This is a genomic window from Methylobacterium sp. WL103, from assembly GCF_008039885.1.
GTDB classification, from domain to species: domain Bacteria; phylum Pseudomonadota; class Alphaproteobacteria; order Rhizobiales; family Beijerinckiaceae; genus Methylobacterium; species Methylobacterium cerastii.
The window spans coordinates 1-14496 of record NZ_VRUX01000057.1 but is presented as its reverse complement, the minus strand read 5'-3'; the positions used below and the strand labels follow the sequence as shown (position 1 = coordinate 14496).

General features: G+C 63.7%; 18 protein-coding genes. 6 read left to right on the top strand and 12 right to left on the bottom strand.

Going from position 1 to position 14496, the window contains the following annotated elements:
* Positions 1-224 precede the first annotated feature (224 nt).
* The 3 genes from FV222_RS06305 to FV222_RS06295 form a co-directional block, all read right to left on the bottom strand.
* Complete coding sequence (locus tag FV222_RS06305; protein ID WP_147813497.1) at positions 225-827, bottom strand: hypothetical protein; 603 nt, start codon at positions 825-827, stop codon at positions 225-227.
* A 63-nt stretch (positions 828-890) separates the two neighbouring features.
* Positions 891-1103, bottom strand: coding sequence for a hypothetical protein (locus FV222_RS06300; protein WP_147813495.1), 213 nt, complete (start codon positions 1101-1103; stop codon positions 891-893).
* A 10-nt stretch (positions 1104-1113) separates the two neighbouring features.
* On the bottom strand, positions 1114-1437 hold the full coding sequence (locus FV222_RS06295) for a hypothetical protein (RefSeq protein WP_147813493.1): 324 nt from the start codon (positions 1435-1437) through the stop codon (positions 1114-1116).
* 386 nt (positions 1438-1823) lie between these two features.
* Between FV222_RS06295 and FV222_RS06285 the strand changes: the two genes are divergently transcribed.
* Complete coding sequence (locus FV222_RS06285) at positions 1824-1973, top strand: hypothetical protein (protein ID WP_210248458.1); 150 nt, start codon at positions 1824-1826, stop codon at positions 1971-1973.
* Positions 1974-2107: 134 nt separating this feature from the next.
* On the top strand, positions 2108-4093 hold the full coding sequence (locus tag FV222_RS06280) for an adenylate/guanylate cyclase domain-containing protein (protein ID WP_147813491.1): 1986 nt from the start codon (positions 2108-2110) through the stop codon (positions 4091-4093).
* Positions 4094-4158: 65 nt separating this feature from the next.
* Here the strand turns inward: FV222_RS06280 and FV222_RS06275 are convergent, their stop codons facing one another.
* Positions 4159-4371 carry a hypothetical protein gene (locus FV222_RS06275; protein WP_147813489.1) on the bottom strand — a complete coding sequence of 71 codons (213 nt, stop codon included), beginning with the start codon at positions 4369-4371 and terminating at the stop codon, positions 4159-4161.
* Complete coding sequence (locus tag FV222_RS06270) at positions 4368-4667, bottom strand: integration host factor subunit beta (RefSeq protein WP_147813487.1); 300 nt, start codon at positions 4665-4667, stop codon at positions 4368-4370. The genes FV222_RS06275 and FV222_RS06270 overlap by 4 nt, the downstream gene beginning before the upstream one ends.
* A gap of 344 nt (positions 4668-5011) precedes the next feature.
* On the opposite strand from FV222_RS06270, the gene FV222_RS06265 reads away from it, so the two are divergent.
* Together FV222_RS06265 and FV222_RS06260 are read left to right on the top strand one after the other, a co-directional pair.
* Positions 5012-5770, top strand: coding sequence for a helix-turn-helix domain-containing protein (locus FV222_RS06265; RefSeq protein ID WP_147813485.1), 759 nt, complete (start codon positions 5012-5014; stop codon positions 5768-5770).
* A 53-nt stretch (positions 5771-5823) separates the two neighbouring features.
* Positions 5824-6756 carry an outer membrane beta-barrel protein gene (locus FV222_RS06260; RefSeq protein WP_147813483.1) on the top strand — a complete coding sequence of 311 codons (933 nt, stop codon included), beginning with the start codon at positions 5824-5826 and terminating at the stop codon, positions 6754-6756.
* A 315-nt stretch (positions 6757-7071) separates the two neighbouring features.
* Here FV222_RS06260 and FV222_RS06255 read toward each other — a convergent pair whose 3' ends face one another.
* On the bottom strand, positions 7072-7386 hold the full coding sequence (locus FV222_RS06255; protein ID WP_246685343.1) for a hypothetical protein: 315 nt from the start codon (positions 7384-7386) through the stop codon (positions 7072-7074).
* 158 nt (positions 7387-7544) lie between these two features.
* Positions 7545-8012: a hypothetical protein gene (locus tag FV222_RS06250; RefSeq protein WP_147813481.1), complete on the bottom strand. Its 468-nt coding sequence runs from the start codon at positions 8010-8012 to the stop codon at positions 7545-7547.
* A gap of 289 nt (positions 8013-8301) precedes the next feature.
* Here FV222_RS06250 and FV222_RS06245 point away from each other — a divergent pair, with 289 nt between their 5' ends.
* Positions 8302-8481: a hypothetical protein gene (locus FV222_RS06245; RefSeq protein WP_147813479.1), complete on the top strand. Its 180-nt coding sequence runs from the start codon at positions 8302-8304 to the stop codon at positions 8479-8481.
* Between the two features lie 65 nt (positions 8482-8546).
* On the opposite strand, the gene FV222_RS06240 is transcribed toward FV222_RS06245, so the two are convergent.
* On the bottom strand, positions 8547-9041 hold the full coding sequence (locus tag FV222_RS06240; RefSeq protein ID WP_147813477.1) for a PAS domain-containing protein: 495 nt from the start codon (positions 9039-9041) through the stop codon (positions 8547-8549).
* Between the two features lie 188 nt (positions 9042-9229).
* On the opposite strand from FV222_RS06240, the gene FV222_RS30610 reads away from it, so the two are divergent.
* Positions 9230-9433 (top strand): hypothetical protein, encoded by a 204-nt coding sequence (locus FV222_RS30610; RefSeq protein WP_210248457.1) that lies wholly within the window; start codon positions 9230-9232, stop codon positions 9431-9433.
* A 118-nt stretch (positions 9434-9551) separates the two neighbouring features.
* On the opposite strand, the gene FV222_RS06235 is transcribed toward FV222_RS30610, so the two are convergent.
* From FV222_RS06235 to FV222_RS06220, 4 genes are all read right to left on the bottom strand, one after another.
* Positions 9552-10073, bottom strand: a complete 522-nt coding sequence (locus FV222_RS06235) for a serine acetyltransferase (protein WP_147764684.1) — start codon at positions 10071-10073, stop codon at positions 9552-9554.
* A 378-nt stretch (positions 10074-10451) separates the two neighbouring features.
* Complete coding sequence (locus tag FV222_RS06230) at positions 10452-10634, bottom strand: hypothetical protein (RefSeq protein ID WP_147813475.1); 183 nt, start codon at positions 10632-10634, stop codon at positions 10452-10454.
* Positions 10635-10760: 126 nt separating this feature from the next.
* Entirely contained in the window at positions 10761-11165 is a 405-nt protein-coding gene (locus FV222_RS06225; RefSeq protein ID WP_147813499.1) for a MucR family transcriptional regulator, read from the bottom strand.
* A 226-nt stretch (positions 11166-11391) separates the two neighbouring features.
* Positions 11392-14370, bottom strand: coding sequence for a hypothetical protein (locus FV222_RS06220; protein ID WP_147813473.1), 2979 nt, complete (start codon positions 14368-14370; stop codon positions 11392-11394).
* Positions 14371-14496 lie beyond the last annotated feature (126 nt).

Here is a 14496-nt window from a genome sequence, read left to right as displayed (position 1 = left end):
GCGCTCTGCGGGGCGGGCAGATTGGCGGGCTCGGGCCTCGAATGGGCGCCGTCCTGACTTTTCGTGAACCGGCCGGCGGTGTCACGAAGGCGGGCGGCGCGGTCGCGCTGATCGGCGTGTGCGGCTGGCGGCTGGGCCTGCGGGCGAGCGGTATTGCGCATGTCTGATCCTGCAATGCTGTAATGCTATGATGCTGTCGTGCGTTAGCGGGATACCGTTGCTTGTCAGAGCAGCGAGGCGAGCCCCGTGAGGACGCATCCGCCGCCGATAATCGCGACGGCGGCCAGCAGCTCGCCAGCCATGCCGATGAAGCGGCGGCCGTGGACGAAGGCGGTGTCTGGACGGATCGCGGCAACGGCCTGCCAAGGCTCGTCCTCGCCGGGCAGGGCTTCGTTCCGCGGGGCAATCGTGGCGAACTGGCTGTAGCGATCGACGCCCGGCAGCAGCCGGGACGGAGCCGGCGGCAAGCGGCCCGAGGGGAAGGCATAGGGGATCGTGACGGGCGGCAGGTTGCTGCCGAGGAACAGCGTCAGGTCGGCAACGCGCGCCTCGGCGATGCCGTAGCCGGGCTGATGTGCGGCCGAGAACTCCGCTTCCTCGCCGAGCCACCAACGGAGGTGCCCGAGTAGCGCCAGCGCGCCGAACCGGGAGGCGCAAGGCGTGACCGTCAGGGCGTCGGTGGCGGCATCGTAGTCGTCGCTGGCGACCACGGACGCCGTGCCTTCGGGCGCGACCTGGTAGGCGTCATAGGCGGCGCGGTGGCGCTGGATCGCGGCGTGGATCGGGTCGGCGGCGGTGTCGAGGACAAGGGTACGGGCGTGAGTCATCGGTCGGGCTCCAAAGGGCTCGTGGCGGTGGTCAGGGAGGGCGAAGGGAAAGGGGCGGGCCGATCAGACCGGCGAGGCGCGGGGCTGGCTCAGCTCGTTCGCCACCAGACGCCAGCGGCGGGCAAGGCCGAGCGCCCAGGCATGGGCTTCACGCTGGTCGGTCTCGCCGGCCGCGATGCGGAGCCGATACGAGGCCGCGAGGCGCAGGCAGATCGCGTGATCCTGCCGAGCGTGCAGCAGGCGGACGGCGGGGGAGCGGATCAGGTCGGCGGCCATCAGTCCGGCCTCAGTGCGCGCGGACGATGCGGGCGGACTTCGCGGCAGCCCAGGCGCCCTTGAGCGCGAAGGACATGCACTCGCCCCAGGCGTCGCCGGTCACTTCCATGCGGGCCTGAGCGGCGCGGGTCGCAGCGCGCATGATGGCCGAGCGGTCGAACGTGCCGTCGCGGCGGGTCAGCGGGGTAACGGTGCGGGAGAAGTGCTTGGCGCTCTCGGTGCAGACATTCACGGCAGCCTTGGCGCGGGTGAAGATGCGGCGGGCGTCGGCGGTCAGGCGCGGGTCGGCGGTGCGAGCGATGTGCGAGTGGGGGATGAGGTTGGCGTAGCGCATTGGCGTTGATCCGTTTCAGACCGTGTGATAGTTTTGATATCACTCGATCAATATGAGATCAATAGGCAATCAGGTGATAATTTGACGATCACAGGCGCACAGCTCCGGGCGGCCCGCGCCTTCCTGAGGTGGACTGCACAAGAGGTTGCTGACGCGTCCCGTCTCGGCGTTGCTACGGTGCGGCGGGCTGAACTTCAGGACGGGCCTTTGAGCATCACGGCAGCCAATGCCGAGGCTATTCGCCGGGCACTTGAAGCGGCAGGGCTTGAGTTCATCCCGCAGAACGGCGGCGGGCCAGGCGTTCGCCTCCGCGAGCCCCAATCGTGACGGCATCGCCAGAGCACCTATCCGAAGTCTCTCGCCTCGCCGGCCTCCTCGCCGATCAGGTGCTGGACGCGCAGATCATGAACCGGCCGGTCCCGGACCAGCACATCAGGACGCTGCTCAGTGCTGCCTTCCTCCTCGAGGAGTACGGCGTGCCGCTCCCCTCGCTACTGCAGCAGATCGTTCACGGCGCGAAGAGGGGAGCGGATTGATGCGAACCCAGATCAAAGCCATTAGAATAAAGTTTGTGTCGCAGACCAGTGATGGACTGAAGGTATGAATACGACTGCCAACATCATGAGGCTCAAACGTCCATGAGCAAGTTTGGCGAAGCGCGGAGCGGTCCATGAACAAGACCGGGGAACGTCGCCTCGCCGCGATCCTGATCACCGACGTCGTCGGCTACAGCCGGATGATCTCGGCCGATGAAGACGGGACGCTGCGGCGGCTCAAGGCGTTGCGTCGGGAGGTAGTCGATCCGCGTATCGCCGCCGCACACGGGCGGATCGTGAAGTCGACCGGCGACGGGGTCCTCGTTGAATTCCCGAGTCCGGTGCGTGCGGTCGCCTGTGCCGTGGCGATCCAACGGGCCGCTGCTGACCACAATGCACGATTGCCCGAGACCCAAGCCCTGCACATGCGCATCGGGATCAACCTCGGGGACGTACTCGCCGAACCTGATGGCGACCTCTACGGCGACGGGGTGAACGTGGCCGCTCGCCTGGAGCCGATTTGCGAGCCCGGCGGCCTGTGCATCTCTCGGGCAGTCCACGATCAAGTTCGCGATCGGCTGCCAATCCGTTTTGAGGACCGGGGGAAGCTCGCGTTGAAGAACATTGCTCGGCCGGTCGGCGTCTTCGCCCTCTCGGCCGAGGCCGTCCTGGATCTCCCGGAGCCAGCCGTCGAGGATCAATCCGACGCAGTGATACCGATTGCTCCCGCGCCGGCAGCTGCGATCATGGCCGATGGGGTTCCGTCGCCTCGCCGACCGAAGGCAGCGCTTATCGCTTTTGCTACAGGGGCGTTTGCCCTCGTAGCGGCAGGTGCAGGCCTGTGGTTCTGGCAGGCACAGAAGCTCTCGGGTGAGACAACGCTTGCTGTGCGCGCTGGCCTGCCGGCAAAGCCGGTACCAAGCCTCTCAATTGTCGTGTTGCCGTTCGCCAACCTCAGCAACGACTCCGAGCAAGAGTTTTTCGCCGATGGCCTGACAGAGGACCTGACCACCGATCTATCGCACTTGGTCGGCAGCTTCGTGATCGCCCGCAACACCGCTTTCACCTACAAGGGCAAGGCCATCGACGTGCGCCAACTCGGGCGTGATCTCGGGGTGCGCTACGCCTTGGAGGGCAGCGTGCGCCGCACGGGCGAGCGAATTGTATTGAACGCTCAGTTGATCTCGACAGAGACCGGCGCACACGTGTGGGCGGATCGGTTTGAGGGCGAGCGCGCTCGACTCGGCGAGCTTCAGGTCGAGTTCGTGGCCCGGCTGGCCCGCTCGCTCGACGTGCAACTGACTCAAGCTGAAGGCCTTCGCGTCTTGCGAGAGAGAACCGACGACGCCACGGCTAGCGACTTGGCTATGACAGGTTGGGCGGTGTTTAACCGGCCGCGCTCGAAAGCAAATATGATCGAGGCGCGTAGTATTTTTGAGCGATCCTTAGAGGTTGATCCGAGTCTCCTTCAAGGTAGGATTGGACTTGCCAGAACCGTAGCGACGATTGTTGTAAGCCGTTGGAGCGAACGCATCGCTGCTGATACCGAGATTGCTGACGGACTTATCACAGAAGTTTTGACGACCGATCCTAGCAATGCTCTTGCTCGTTTGGTCAAGGGGGACGTCTTGCGTGCCCGTCGAGATCTTGATCTAGCCGAGGCGTCATACCGACTTGCCATTGATAGTGATCAGAACTTGGCTGTCGCCTATGCCACTCTTGGGTTGACGAAGATCCTCAACGGCCGGGCAGAGGAAGCTCGGCCACTTGTAATGACAGCTCTCCGCCTAAGCCCGCGCGATCCATTGATCAACATCTGGAAATATTGGGTGTGTCATTCGCACGCTCACTTAGGCGAATGGGCAGAAGCAATTGTCTGGTGTAATCGCTCTATCGCCGATAGCCCATTCTGGCAGGCTTACGTTGACCTTGCGGCAGCTTACGCTTGGACTGGGCGCAAGGCCGAAGCAGAAGAGGCGATAGGCGGTCTTCTGAAGTCGATGCCTGGCTACACCGTCCAGAAGTGGGCGCGTGCCGATTGGTCGGATCAGCCTACCTTTTTGGTCGAATATGCTCGCCTCGTGGAAGGCCTGCGCAAGGCTGGTCTGCCGGAGAATTGATGAAGGGACACAACGGCCTCGAATTTATCCCCCAGAACGGGGGACGGGCCTGCCTCCCTCGGGGTTCAGCCGCGTTCCATCCGATCCGTCAGCGCCCGAGCGGCGATCTTCGCAATCGAGGCGCCATCCTCGGAGGATAGGCGGTTCGTGTTCCTCCTCCGCTCGGGTTCGGCGCAGGTGTAGACGTAGAACGCCCTGACACCGGCAGCATCAACGACGGACACCGACTCCTCGGCGGCCTTGATGCGCAGTGGCAGGACCAGTCCGAAGGTACTCACGGCGTCGTCGCCCTCGCCTCCAAGTTCACACGCTCACGCATCTCCTTGCCGGCCTTGAAGGCCAGCGCGCCCTTGGCCGAGACCGACACCGGCGCTCCGGTCTTCGGATTGCGCCCAGCCCGCGCCGGCCGCTCCTTCACCGAGAACGAGCCGAACCCGCGGATCTCCACCCGATCGCCAGCTACCAGCGCGTCTGCAATGCAGTCGAGGATGGCATCGACCACTGCAACGCAATCCCGCTCGTAGAGATGCGGGTTCTGGGCAGCGAGGCGCAGGACGAGGTCGGACCGGATCATGGCGCGGGGATGAGGCTGCCGGCGCCGCCTGGCAAGCCTGACCGTCCCTCTTACCGTTGACTTAACCGGGTGCCCCAGCCGACATGCCATGTCCGGCTTTGGCGCGCCCCGTGGCGAGTCGTGAGCCGGCGTCAGGAGAGATCGCCGCGAGATAGACCCCTGAAAAGCCAACAGCCCCTTCCCGGCAAGGAAGAGGCTGCTGAAAACCCAGAGGCGCTGTGAGGCGCGAGTCGCTTCCCCTCACAAGCCACATGCTCCCGGTGGGAGTCAAGACGGAACGTGTTTCCGTCAACGGGAAGGCTTTGCCTGGACCCTGGACCGCGGCCCGTGAGGGACCGTGAACGATGAACTACGCCTATGAGATCCGCCGACAGGCGGAGGCGGCTCCGCGCGCCGCATTGCCGGCCGTCGCGTCCGCGCTGTGGAAGGCGTTCGGAGAGGGACACCTGTCCGAGGCTGATGCCGAGGCGCTGTCTGGGCTGATCGAGGCGCGGCAGTTAACCGAGCGTCCCGCTGACTTGTCCCAGCGTCCCACAGGAAGCCCCAGGAAGGCCGTAGGCTCCCGCCCGCGCACGGATGCCTCGATGGAGCGCCGACGGCGCTGGGCGGCCTCTGGGCGGCTTCCTCCAGCCATTGCCGCTCGCTTTACCCTCGCCGAGCAGGCGGTGCTTGCCGTGATCGCAGTTGAGGTGGCGAAGCGGGGGCGATGCGCTCTGGCGATCGGAGCCGTCGCATCGCTGGCTGGGGTCAGTGAAACGTCCGTTCGGCGCGCCCTGCGTGAGGCTCGGACACTCGGGCTCATCACCGTAGACGAACGACGCCTGTCACGGTTCAGGAACGACACGAACCTCATCACGGTCGTCGATCAAGCATGGGCAGCGTGGTTGAGGCTGGCACGCCGATCCACGGGCGTAGGGGGTGGGTGCCAAACCCGGCAGGGCACGAATACTCCTGTTCCCTACCCTGTGAACTCTGAGCGTCGGAACGGGCGAAAGGGCTTCCGACGAATGGAGGACGAAACCAACAACTCCGGCCAGATGAGTAGATTTGCGGTCCTGCCGCATTCCCGCCACAACTGTGTCCGTGAAGTCACATCAATCTAGCGGGGTTCGAGTTATCCCTATTCCAGATTGGGCAATCTGAAGGGGTTCAGGCCATGAAGAAGCTTCTCACGACACTCGCTGCCTTTACGGCACTCACCGCCGCCGCGTCCGCTGCCGACCTTCCGCGTCGCGCTCCGCCGCCGGTGTTCACGCCCGTCCCGGTGTTCACTTGGACCGGCTTCTACTTCGGTGTGAACGCGGGTTACGGCTTCGACGCCAGCAGCAGCGCCCTCGCCAACCCCGGCGTGCTCATCGCCCCAGGTGCAAGCCCGCTCTTCCCGGCGGCCGGCGGAACGTCCATCGCGTTCGGCAACCAGCAGAGCACGCAGGACGGCTTCACTGGCGGTGGCCAGGTTGGCTACAACTTCCAGTTCACCCCGGGCTCGGGTGTCGTGATCGGTATCGAGGCCGACGCCCAGTACGTCGACTTCGGCCGCAACCGGAGCCAGAACTGCGTCTCGACCTTCGCGACCGGCCTGTGTGGCGGTCTGGGTGCTGGCTCGACCACGCTCGTGTTCAACCCCTCGCCGCTGTCCACGCTGGACTTCTTCGGCACCGTGCGCGGCCGGATCGGTTACGCGTTTGACCGCGTGCTGTTCTACGGTACCGGCGGTTTCGCTTATGGCTCGGGCGGCGGTAACGACTTCGGCCTGCCCAACCGCAGCCGTAACGAGTTCCAGACGGGCTACGCTGTTGGTGGCGGCGTCGAGTACGCTCTCCCGACCGACTCGTTTCTGAACTTCTTCCGCTCCTCGGCCGTGACGCTGAAGGTCGAAGGCCTGTACGTGAACCTCGACCAGGGCAACCGCAACAACGGCATCTTCGCATCGAACGCGGCCGGCACGACGACTCTGGCAGTCAACAGCCCGGGTGTCGCTTTCGGTAATTCCGCAACCCTCGCCGCCTACTCGGCTGGGCAGCTCCGTCGTGACACCGAGTTCGCCGTCGTCCGCGCCGGCCTGAACTACAAGTTCGGCTCGTACTAGGACCTTCGGCCACTTTCTTGGCCTAGAGATCCCCAGCCCGATCAGACTGGCCGCTAGGTCAAGCAGCGCCTCAGGAGTTCAGCTCCTGGGGCGTTCGTCGTTTGAATTGGATTTCGAGCACGTGACGACAGGCAGGCGCGTGCCAGTTCCCTGCGCCATGTCTATGAAGCCTCGGGTCGGGTGGTCGTGTGAAGGTCGATGCAGCGGGGAACAGGAACCGTCTGCGCCGGCCTATGGCCTGCTCAAAGGTCATCTCATGCTCAACCAACGAGGCCATGAGGGGCGCTCCGCGTTTCGGCGGAGCGCTTGGATCGGTCAGTAGAAGTTTCGACGGCCGTAGCCGTAGCCGCGCCCCCCGCCGTAGCCGCGGCCATAACCGCCATAGCCCCGGCCGAAGCGCGGTCCGCCGTAGCCACGGCCACCATAACCGTAGCCACCACGATAGCCCCGACCGTAACCGCCACGGCCGTAACCACCGCGACCATAGCCGTAGCCGAACTGAACCGGCTCGACTGCAGGTGCCGTCTTGGGGATGGCTGCGACCCCAATCTGCGCGGCGGAAGCCGGAGCAGGTGCGAGAGATAAACCTGCGATAAGCAGGCTCAGTGCCAGAAACATGGTCTTCAGCAAAGGGTTACTCCCTGTGAGCGCGCAGCGTTCGACCTGAGCGTTCGAGACCCTATCAGGTGTCGGTCCTGTCACCAGCACGCTGGTTCAGCAGGTGCCAGGAGGTAACGCCACTCTCGGTCAGCCGCTGACCCCTAAGCCTGGTACTCCCTGCGTTACTCCTATTCAGCAGCTGACAGGTCTGCCGCCGGCTTCGCTACGATTAAGGCAACCCTTGCAGGGGTCTGTTTCACCGAAACGTAGGGGCCACGGTTATCATTCAGCCGCCGCCCTTCGGCGTACCAACGCTGGGCGAGCCAACCGTCGAGGTCGTCGATCACCCCTGCGGCATGCCTGGTGAAGATGTCCCGAGCGGCCCCGCGATCGAAGCCAGCCTTCTTGAGCATCCTGGTGGTCGCGCCTCGCAGCTGCGCCCTTTCCTCGACGCTGACCTTCGGCGCGTTGAACATCATCAGGAGGACGTAGTAGGCGGCGCGCGCCATGTCGTCCCGGCGCGGGGCGTTCTTCCCCCGACGCTTGGCATCGGACCGGCCCTGCGCCTCGGCATGGCGCTCGTTGCGCTGGATCTCGTACTTCGAGAGGGGCACCGTCTCGATGGCGGCGGTGTCGGTGGTGGTCGCGAGGGACATCAGCGTGGCTCCGGTGGGTGGAGACCCGATGATCTGGCCGCAGCATGAAAGTCGAAATGGCCTGGGCGGTCAGCGGTCAAAAATAATTTGCATCAGCCGCTGACCGGATCGGGTTGTGCCTTTCCCTCTCAGCCCGTGTGCGCACGAGGTCGGGCCGATGTCGTGCTAGAAAAGCACGAGGGGCGGCCCTGCTAAAGGGGGGAAAAGCAGGGCCGCCACAGCCGATCGGGGGGATCTGCTGGCCGCTGATGCAGCGACATCCACGGTAGATCAGACAGGTTGCTGAAGGATGAGCGACGACACGACGGCTCTGGTCCTGGCGCTCGCGACCGAGAACGCCGAGCTGCGCGCGGCGCTGGCTGAGGCGCAGGAACTCTTGATCGAGACGGCCGTCGATGCTGGCGAGATGCATGCCGAAAATGAGGCGCTACGTGCGCAGATCGCAGCTTTTCAGGGTGGGCGGATTTAGCGTCAGGATCGTATGCGTCGCGCGATGGTCCGACCGATCTCGAACAGCATCAACTCGGAAAGCCGTCAGAGACCTCGATCACCGACCCGGCTGACTGCCTTGTGCGCATCTATGCAGCGGTCCACCGCTTCGATCAGCGGGTCAGGCTTGTCAGGTTGTTCCGCCCCAACCACTAGAAACGGACCGCGATGGGTGTCCGTCGTGTCGATGTAGGCGCCACGCCCCCGCATCACCCCGTTTGCGTCCGCCGCAAGGTAGCCGCGGTTGAGTATCCAGCGGACTTCGCCCGTCTCGGTGACGATACGAAACTCGGTCGAGGTAGACCCACCTGTCCGCCGGACACGGCGGATGCGGTCGAACACCCAGTCGCGATCATCCGGATGCGTGCGCCCTAGAGCGATGTCGAGGGGTATTGGTCGTCCGGCGAGATCCACGTTGCCAGCGAGCAACCGGGCGGCGCCTTCATCAAGGACGGACAGCGCTGCCGGTACGTTCGTATTCCAAGTCCCGACGATACCTGCCGCTTTGAGGGCTGGGTCAATCGTGGCTATCGACGGCATTGCTTCCCCCCAGACCGCTCCGCCGAAGGAGCGTGACACTGACCAAGATATCTCAGCCTGCGCCACTCAATGAGCCTATGCCCTCCCTATAGGTTGTCTGTGTGGCACATAGGACAACTTCTCGTGAGGGGGCGGCATTGCGCAGTTCACCCCCTGGCTCACGATCGGGCATAGGGTCATTTGAAGCGATGGCCCCGACTGACACCAATCACGCCCTTCGCCGGATTGCTGACGCCTTGGAAATGCCCGTCAGTGTGTTCACTGACTCTCACGCGGCTCGCCCGACCGATCCTTCTGTCAACGCTGTCGAACTGCTGCGGTTGTTCGATCGCATTCCTGACGAACAGAAGCGCCGCGAGTGCATCGAGTTTGTTCGGAGAATGGCTTGCTGAGAGCCATATGTGCGTTCAGGCTTACTAACCAGACATCGGGACCGAAGAGCGGACCCCTGACTTTCGTCTGAAACCACAATAAGCCTTGATGGTTTTTCCACCTCCGGGTCTAAATAGATCAAGCTTCGATACTCACTTCATGATCCGCCTCAACATCTTGTCGGATGAATGAACGGGGTTTGATCCAGGCCCGGTCGCCTACCTTCACTGGGCCAAGTACTAAGACGCGAGCCTCAATTACTACATCATCTCCGATTACCGGCAGTCCTGGGCCGCCGCCGATATCCCCCTCAGGTTTTTTGTACAGTCCACCGATCCCTACCAGCATTCCGAGTGTGACGTTTTTGCCAACCGCCCCGGCGATCACAATCCCGGCTGGATGAGGCAAGAACAAGCCGCCTCCGATCCGGGTTGATGGAGGGAGGTCGGCTTTCGTCCAGGCGTGATTGACCAGCCAGAGGAACCACGCGGCTTCGCGCCAGCCGCGCTCGTGCGCAAAACGTGAAAGCCGGTGCAGCAGAATGGCATGGTAGCCGCGGTTCAGACGTGGGTAGGCGTGCCCATGCCTTGCCCAGTGCTGCCGATCTGCGCGCAAGGCAGCTGCAACATCAGACCACGACGGCTTCGAACCGGGCAGCATCAGATATCTTCCAAAGGTGCCGGGCTAAGCATGCTTGCGTCAGCCACAACCGCATTCTCACACAACCAGAGCGCGATTGTAAAAAGTCAAATGCTCTTCTGGTTGAAAATTTCTTTCTGTCTGTTGTGATGTGCGATCGGAGCAATCGGCAAACCGTGGCCGAACTGGCGACCAGCTGATGACTCAATCCGCTCGCAGAAACACCCCCTCCACCCGCCAGGTAAGCTGGAATAGCTCGGCCGGTTAGCTTCGAACCAGACTTGTTGCTCCGTATCTCCGCCGCGGTCGTCGCTCCCTACGAGAACATCGACACGGGTAAGGCTGGGCCGCGATAAGGATTGCTGGCACGTTGGCGCCGCCTACCGCGGTTCCTGGACCCTAACGTTGCCGGCGGCCCCGCTCCTCGTGCGCCACCGCTTCAACTGCTGCGATCACGTTCTCAAGCTCCGCGATCCGCTTCAGCGTGCTGTCCGCCGGCATCGTGTCGTACTGAGCGGCTTCCATGATGAGATCGCGCTGACGGGTCTTGAGGCGGTCCAGGAGGGCTTCGAGCTTGTCCATGGCGCGCTGTAGCGAGGCGTGGTCGCCTCGACAACATCGAGCCAGCGACCTTTAGGTTGAGAACGCGACGCGCCAGTTGAGGCAGTTCAACCCGCCGCTGGATCGCGGCGGGCTTCTATCGCCTGCTCAGGTAGCAATGCGGCCAGGCCGGCCGAGGCCGATGCTCTTTGCCAGTGCCGAGCGCCGGGCCGAGTAGTCGGGCGCCGTCATGGGATAGTCGGACGGCAAGCCGAAGCGCTCGCGGTAAGAATGCGGGTGGAGGCCGTGACCGTTAAGGTGGCGCTTCAAGGTCTGGTACGTCTTGCCGTCAATGAAGCTGACCAGGCCGTCGGGCCGGATGGACTTCTTGATCTGCGCCGGCGTCGGCTGGTTGACCTTCTCAGCCGCAGCGCCGGCGCTCTCTGCTCCCGTGCCGCCGTAGAGACCCGCCAGAGCCGCCTGGACGCTTTTAATCAGCTTCGGAAGCTCAGAGACGGGAACGGAGTTATTCGCGACGTAGGCTGCAACCAGTTCGGCTACCAGCGCGAACATTTCGGGGTTTTGCCCCTGGTTTTCTTCGATCACTTAGGTTGTCCTGTGTTGGCCCCTCTCGCGTGAGATCATCCAACCTCCGCACAAAATCAAGGCAGAACCCCAAGAAGATTGCGCGATCCTCCTCTGGGCTGCACGCATGCTTGGGAGATCAGCGCATTAGGGCGACCCCGGCTTGATGTATGGAGCCTCATGAACGACTGGCGGTGGCATGAACGCGACGGCCTCAGAGGAACCCGCGCAACGGAGCGCCGCCAAGGCCGGCAAGTCCAAAGTTCATCGGGCCGATGCCACCGATCGTCGGAATAGTGACCGGCGGAGCGAAGAAGCTGCTGCCCACTACCGGCGCGATGCCGAGCCCAGCCTGAATGCCGGCGAATTGGTTCGCGGCGTTGCCAGCACCCACGGCATTAAGCTGAGCAGCCTGCGCCGCGCCCTGGTTCGCAAAAGCGATGTTCGTGTCGTTGCTCGCAGCCAGCCTGGCATTGGCGGCGTACTGCTGATCTAGCTGCCCGCGAAGGAAAGCCATCTCACTGGCCTGCGGGTTGAAGCCCCCGCCGCCGTATTCTCCGCTGTAATCGCCTTGCCCGCTTGAAAAGTCTTCGCTCGCGGTAGGCTCAAACCCCGGCGAAAGGTTGAAGTCCTTCGTTCCAGCAGCGAAGTCCTCAACGCCGCCGCCAGAGCTACCGCCAGAGCCACCAGCGTTCGGATTGTACCCTCCAACGTTCGCCGAGCTGAAGGCGTAGGGATCGACACTGCCCGCGGGCTGACCGTTCCCCGCCGGGAAGAGGCTTCCGAACGACTGCGCTGTTGCCCCGAGGCCGCCGCTGACGTTCGTGCCCGCTCCAAAATCGGGAAGAGCCGGAGCCGGAGGAGGCGGAGCCCCCATGCCGCCGAAACCGAAGCTGCCGTTGCCGGTAGGACCGGCACCCTGCGCCACGTTGAAGTTTGAGAACTGGTAGGGGTTCGACCCGGTTGGCAGCGCCCGCCCTTCCGCTGCACCGCTTCGCAGATAGTGCGCTAAAGGGTCTTGATGGTCGGCCGCCACATCGGGATTGGCTCGGAGGTAGGCAGCCGCGTCAAACCCTTGGTTGATCCGATCGCCCTGCGTGTCGAGAGCGCGGCCTTCCTTGAAGCCGTAGGTCAGGTAGTGCGTGAGCGGGTCCATGCCCGAGGCCGCAACGTCGGGATTTGCCGCGTCATAGGCGGCACCATCAAAGCGACCATGGAAGCTCGCCGGCTGGATGCCCTGAGAGACGTTTGCCCCCGAGAAGTCCGTGGCGCCGGGCGCTGGGCTGTAGGGCGTGATACCGGCTCCAAAGCTGCCAAGAGAGGCGTTGCCCGAGAAGTCGGCGGCACGCCCCTCGTGAGCGCCGTACTGGATGTAATGCTGCAGCGGGGTCATGCCCGACGCAGCGATGTCCGGGTTGGCAGCCAAATACTGGCTTGGGTTGAAGCCCTGTCCGATCCGGTCTCCCGCCGTATCAAGCGCACGCCCCTCGTTGAAGCCGTAGGTGAGGTAGTGCTGCAGCGGATCGACATGCTGGGCCGCGACATCCGGGTTGGCGGCGAGGTAGTCGGCGGCGTTGAAGGTGCCGTGGAACGACCCCGGCCCCACGCCAGCCGACACGTTCGGGCCAGTAGGCACCGGAGTGAGTGGCGAGCCGAAGTCCGCGTTGATTGAGGGCGGCGCCGCGATCGGATTGCCCGCATCAACGGGTGAAAGCGGCGAACCAGAGAAATCACCACTGATCGGCGTGGGGCTGGCGACCGAGCCGAGACCAAGCGCGTCGATGCCTGCTGGCTGATAGATACCGGCGCCGAAGTTGCCAGGGGCACCCCCACCCGAGAAATCGGTCGAACGCCCTTCATGGGCACCGTACTGCAGGTAGTGCTGCAGCGGGTTCATACCAGCAGCGGCAACGTCAGGGTTCGCGGCAAGATACTGGCTCGGATTGAAGCCTTGGCTGATCCGATCCCCTTGAGGGTCGATGGTACGGCCTTCCTGAAACCCGTAAGTCAGGTAATGCTGAAGCGGATCGGCATGAGCAGCCGCCACGTCCGGGTTCGCCTGCAGGTAAGCAGCGGCGTCGAAAGAACCGTGGAAGTCGCCGGGACGGACGCCTTGAGAAACGTTCGGACCCGTAGGGACGGGAGCGAGCGGCTGACCAAAACTCGCTGAGATCGGGTCTGGCGTGGCAATCGGATTGCCGGTCGCGACAGGGCTGAGCGGCGAGCCCGAGAAGTCGGCCGCGATCGGATCGGGCGTCGCAATGGGATTACCAGTCGGCACCGTCTGCAATGGCGTGCCGCCTGAGAAGTCGCCCGTGATCGGGGCCGGCGTCTGGATCGGATTGCCTGTTGGAACCGGGCTCAGGTAGTTCGGCGTCAGAATGCTCGCAAACTGATCCGGGGTGATGACCCTTTCCTGAGCCTCAGGCGACTGGAGCAGCATCGTCTCCAATTGCTGAATTGGGACACCCGCCTTTAGCTGCGACAGGGCGTTTTGGAGGCCAGGGCTGTCAGCCTGACGCCCAAAAGCGTTCTGGTAGAAGTCGTTGAGCTGGTAGGTCTGGCCTTCCTGCGAGCCGGCGAGACCGGCGGCGAGGCTGCTGAGGCTGCCACCGTTCTGTAGGACGCTGAGCGCGGACGTGATGTCCGTGTCCGACGCGCCGCGGCCAAGAACCTGCTGATAGGTCTGATCGGCGACATAGCGCATCGGGTCAAAGCCCGTCTGCTGCTGCACTTCCTTGGCTTCGGCCGAGCCGGCGATGCCCGCGATCTGGTCATAGAGGTTGCTGGCGCCGCTCGAAAGAGAGTCCAGCCGCGTTTGGATTTCATCAGCATTTGGGAGCCGGTTCAGAACATCGCTGTAAGTCTGCCCGATGATATCCCGCGCCCCGTCTAGCCCACTCGCAACACCGCTGCCGATTGAGGCGAGCACATCAGTCCCGACAGGTCGCTTCGGAGCGCCATCGGTATCCGGCATCTCGTAGTAAGCGGTCCGCCCGTCAGGGCTGGTGGCATAGCCAGGAAACCCCAGCCCTTCGGAAACATCGATATGGCCGAGTCCGGCATTGATGGCGTTCTGCTGATCGAGAGAGATCGCCTGTCGGCCGCGCGCCTGGAAATAGGCCTGCTGCGCCGCTTCTGTCGGCTTGAGATTTAGGTCGCCACGGCTGACGAGGGAATAGTCGTCAGGCACTGATCGGCCCCCACGAGGTGGTCCAAGGGTAAAGTTAGTGCACGGTGGGCCGCTCCGCCACGGATAGCTTGGCCGGCGGAGCTGGTCTGGCAAGCGCAGCCGGCCAAGCGGAGAAGGCTGGCATGA

Coding starts and splice junctions, on each gene's coding strand:
- FV222_RS06230 (WP_147813475.1), bottom strand. CDS start 10,634: ATGGACAAGCTCGAAGCCCTCCTGGACCGCCTCAAGACCCGTCAGCGC.
- FV222_RS06235 (WP_147764684.1), bottom strand. CDS start 10,073: ATGCTGCCCGGTTCGAAGCCGTCGTGGTCTGATGTTGCAGCTGCCTTG.
- FV222_RS06240 (WP_147813477.1), bottom strand. CDS start 9,041: ATGCCGTCGATAGCCACGATTGACCCAGCCCTCAAAGCGGCAGGTATC.
- FV222_RS06225 (WP_147813499.1), bottom strand. CDS start 11,165: ATGTTCGCGCTGGTAGCCGAACTGGTTGCAGCCTACGTCGCGAATAAC.
- FV222_RS06265 (WP_147813485.1), top strand. CDS start 5,012: ATGAACTACGCCTATGAGATCCGCCGACAGGCGGAGGCGGCTCCGCGC.
- FV222_RS06305 (WP_147813497.1), bottom strand. CDS start 827: ATGACTCACGCCCGTACCCTTGTCCTCGACACCGCCGCCGACCCGATC.
- FV222_RS06270 (WP_147813487.1), bottom strand. CDS start 4,667: ATGATCCGGTCCGACCTCGTCCTGCGCCTCGCTGCCCAGAACCCGCAT.
- FV222_RS30610 (WP_210248457.1), top strand. CDS start 9,230: ATGGCCCCGACTGACACCAATCACGCCCTTCGCCGGATTGCTGACGCC.
- FV222_RS06260 (WP_147813483.1), top strand. CDS start 5,824: ATGAAGAAGCTTCTCACGACACTCGCTGCCTTTACGGCACTCACCGCC.
- FV222_RS06300 (WP_147813495.1), bottom strand. CDS start 1,103: ATGGCCGCCGACCTGATCCGCTCCCCCGCCGTCCGCCTGCTGCACGCT.
- FV222_RS06295 (WP_147813493.1), bottom strand. CDS start 1,437: ATGCGCTACGCCAACCTCATCCCCCACTCGCACATCGCTCGCACCGCC.
- FV222_RS06250 (WP_147813481.1), bottom strand. CDS start 8,012: ATGTCCCTCGCGACCACCACCGACACCGCCGCCATCGAGACGGTGCCC.
- FV222_RS06245 (WP_147813479.1), top strand. CDS start 8,302: ATGAGCGACGACACGACGGCTCTGGTCCTGGCGCTCGCGACCGAGAAC.
- FV222_RS06280 (WP_147813491.1), top strand. CDS start 2,108: ATGAACAAGACCGGGGAACGTCGCCTCGCCGCGATCCTGATCACCGAC.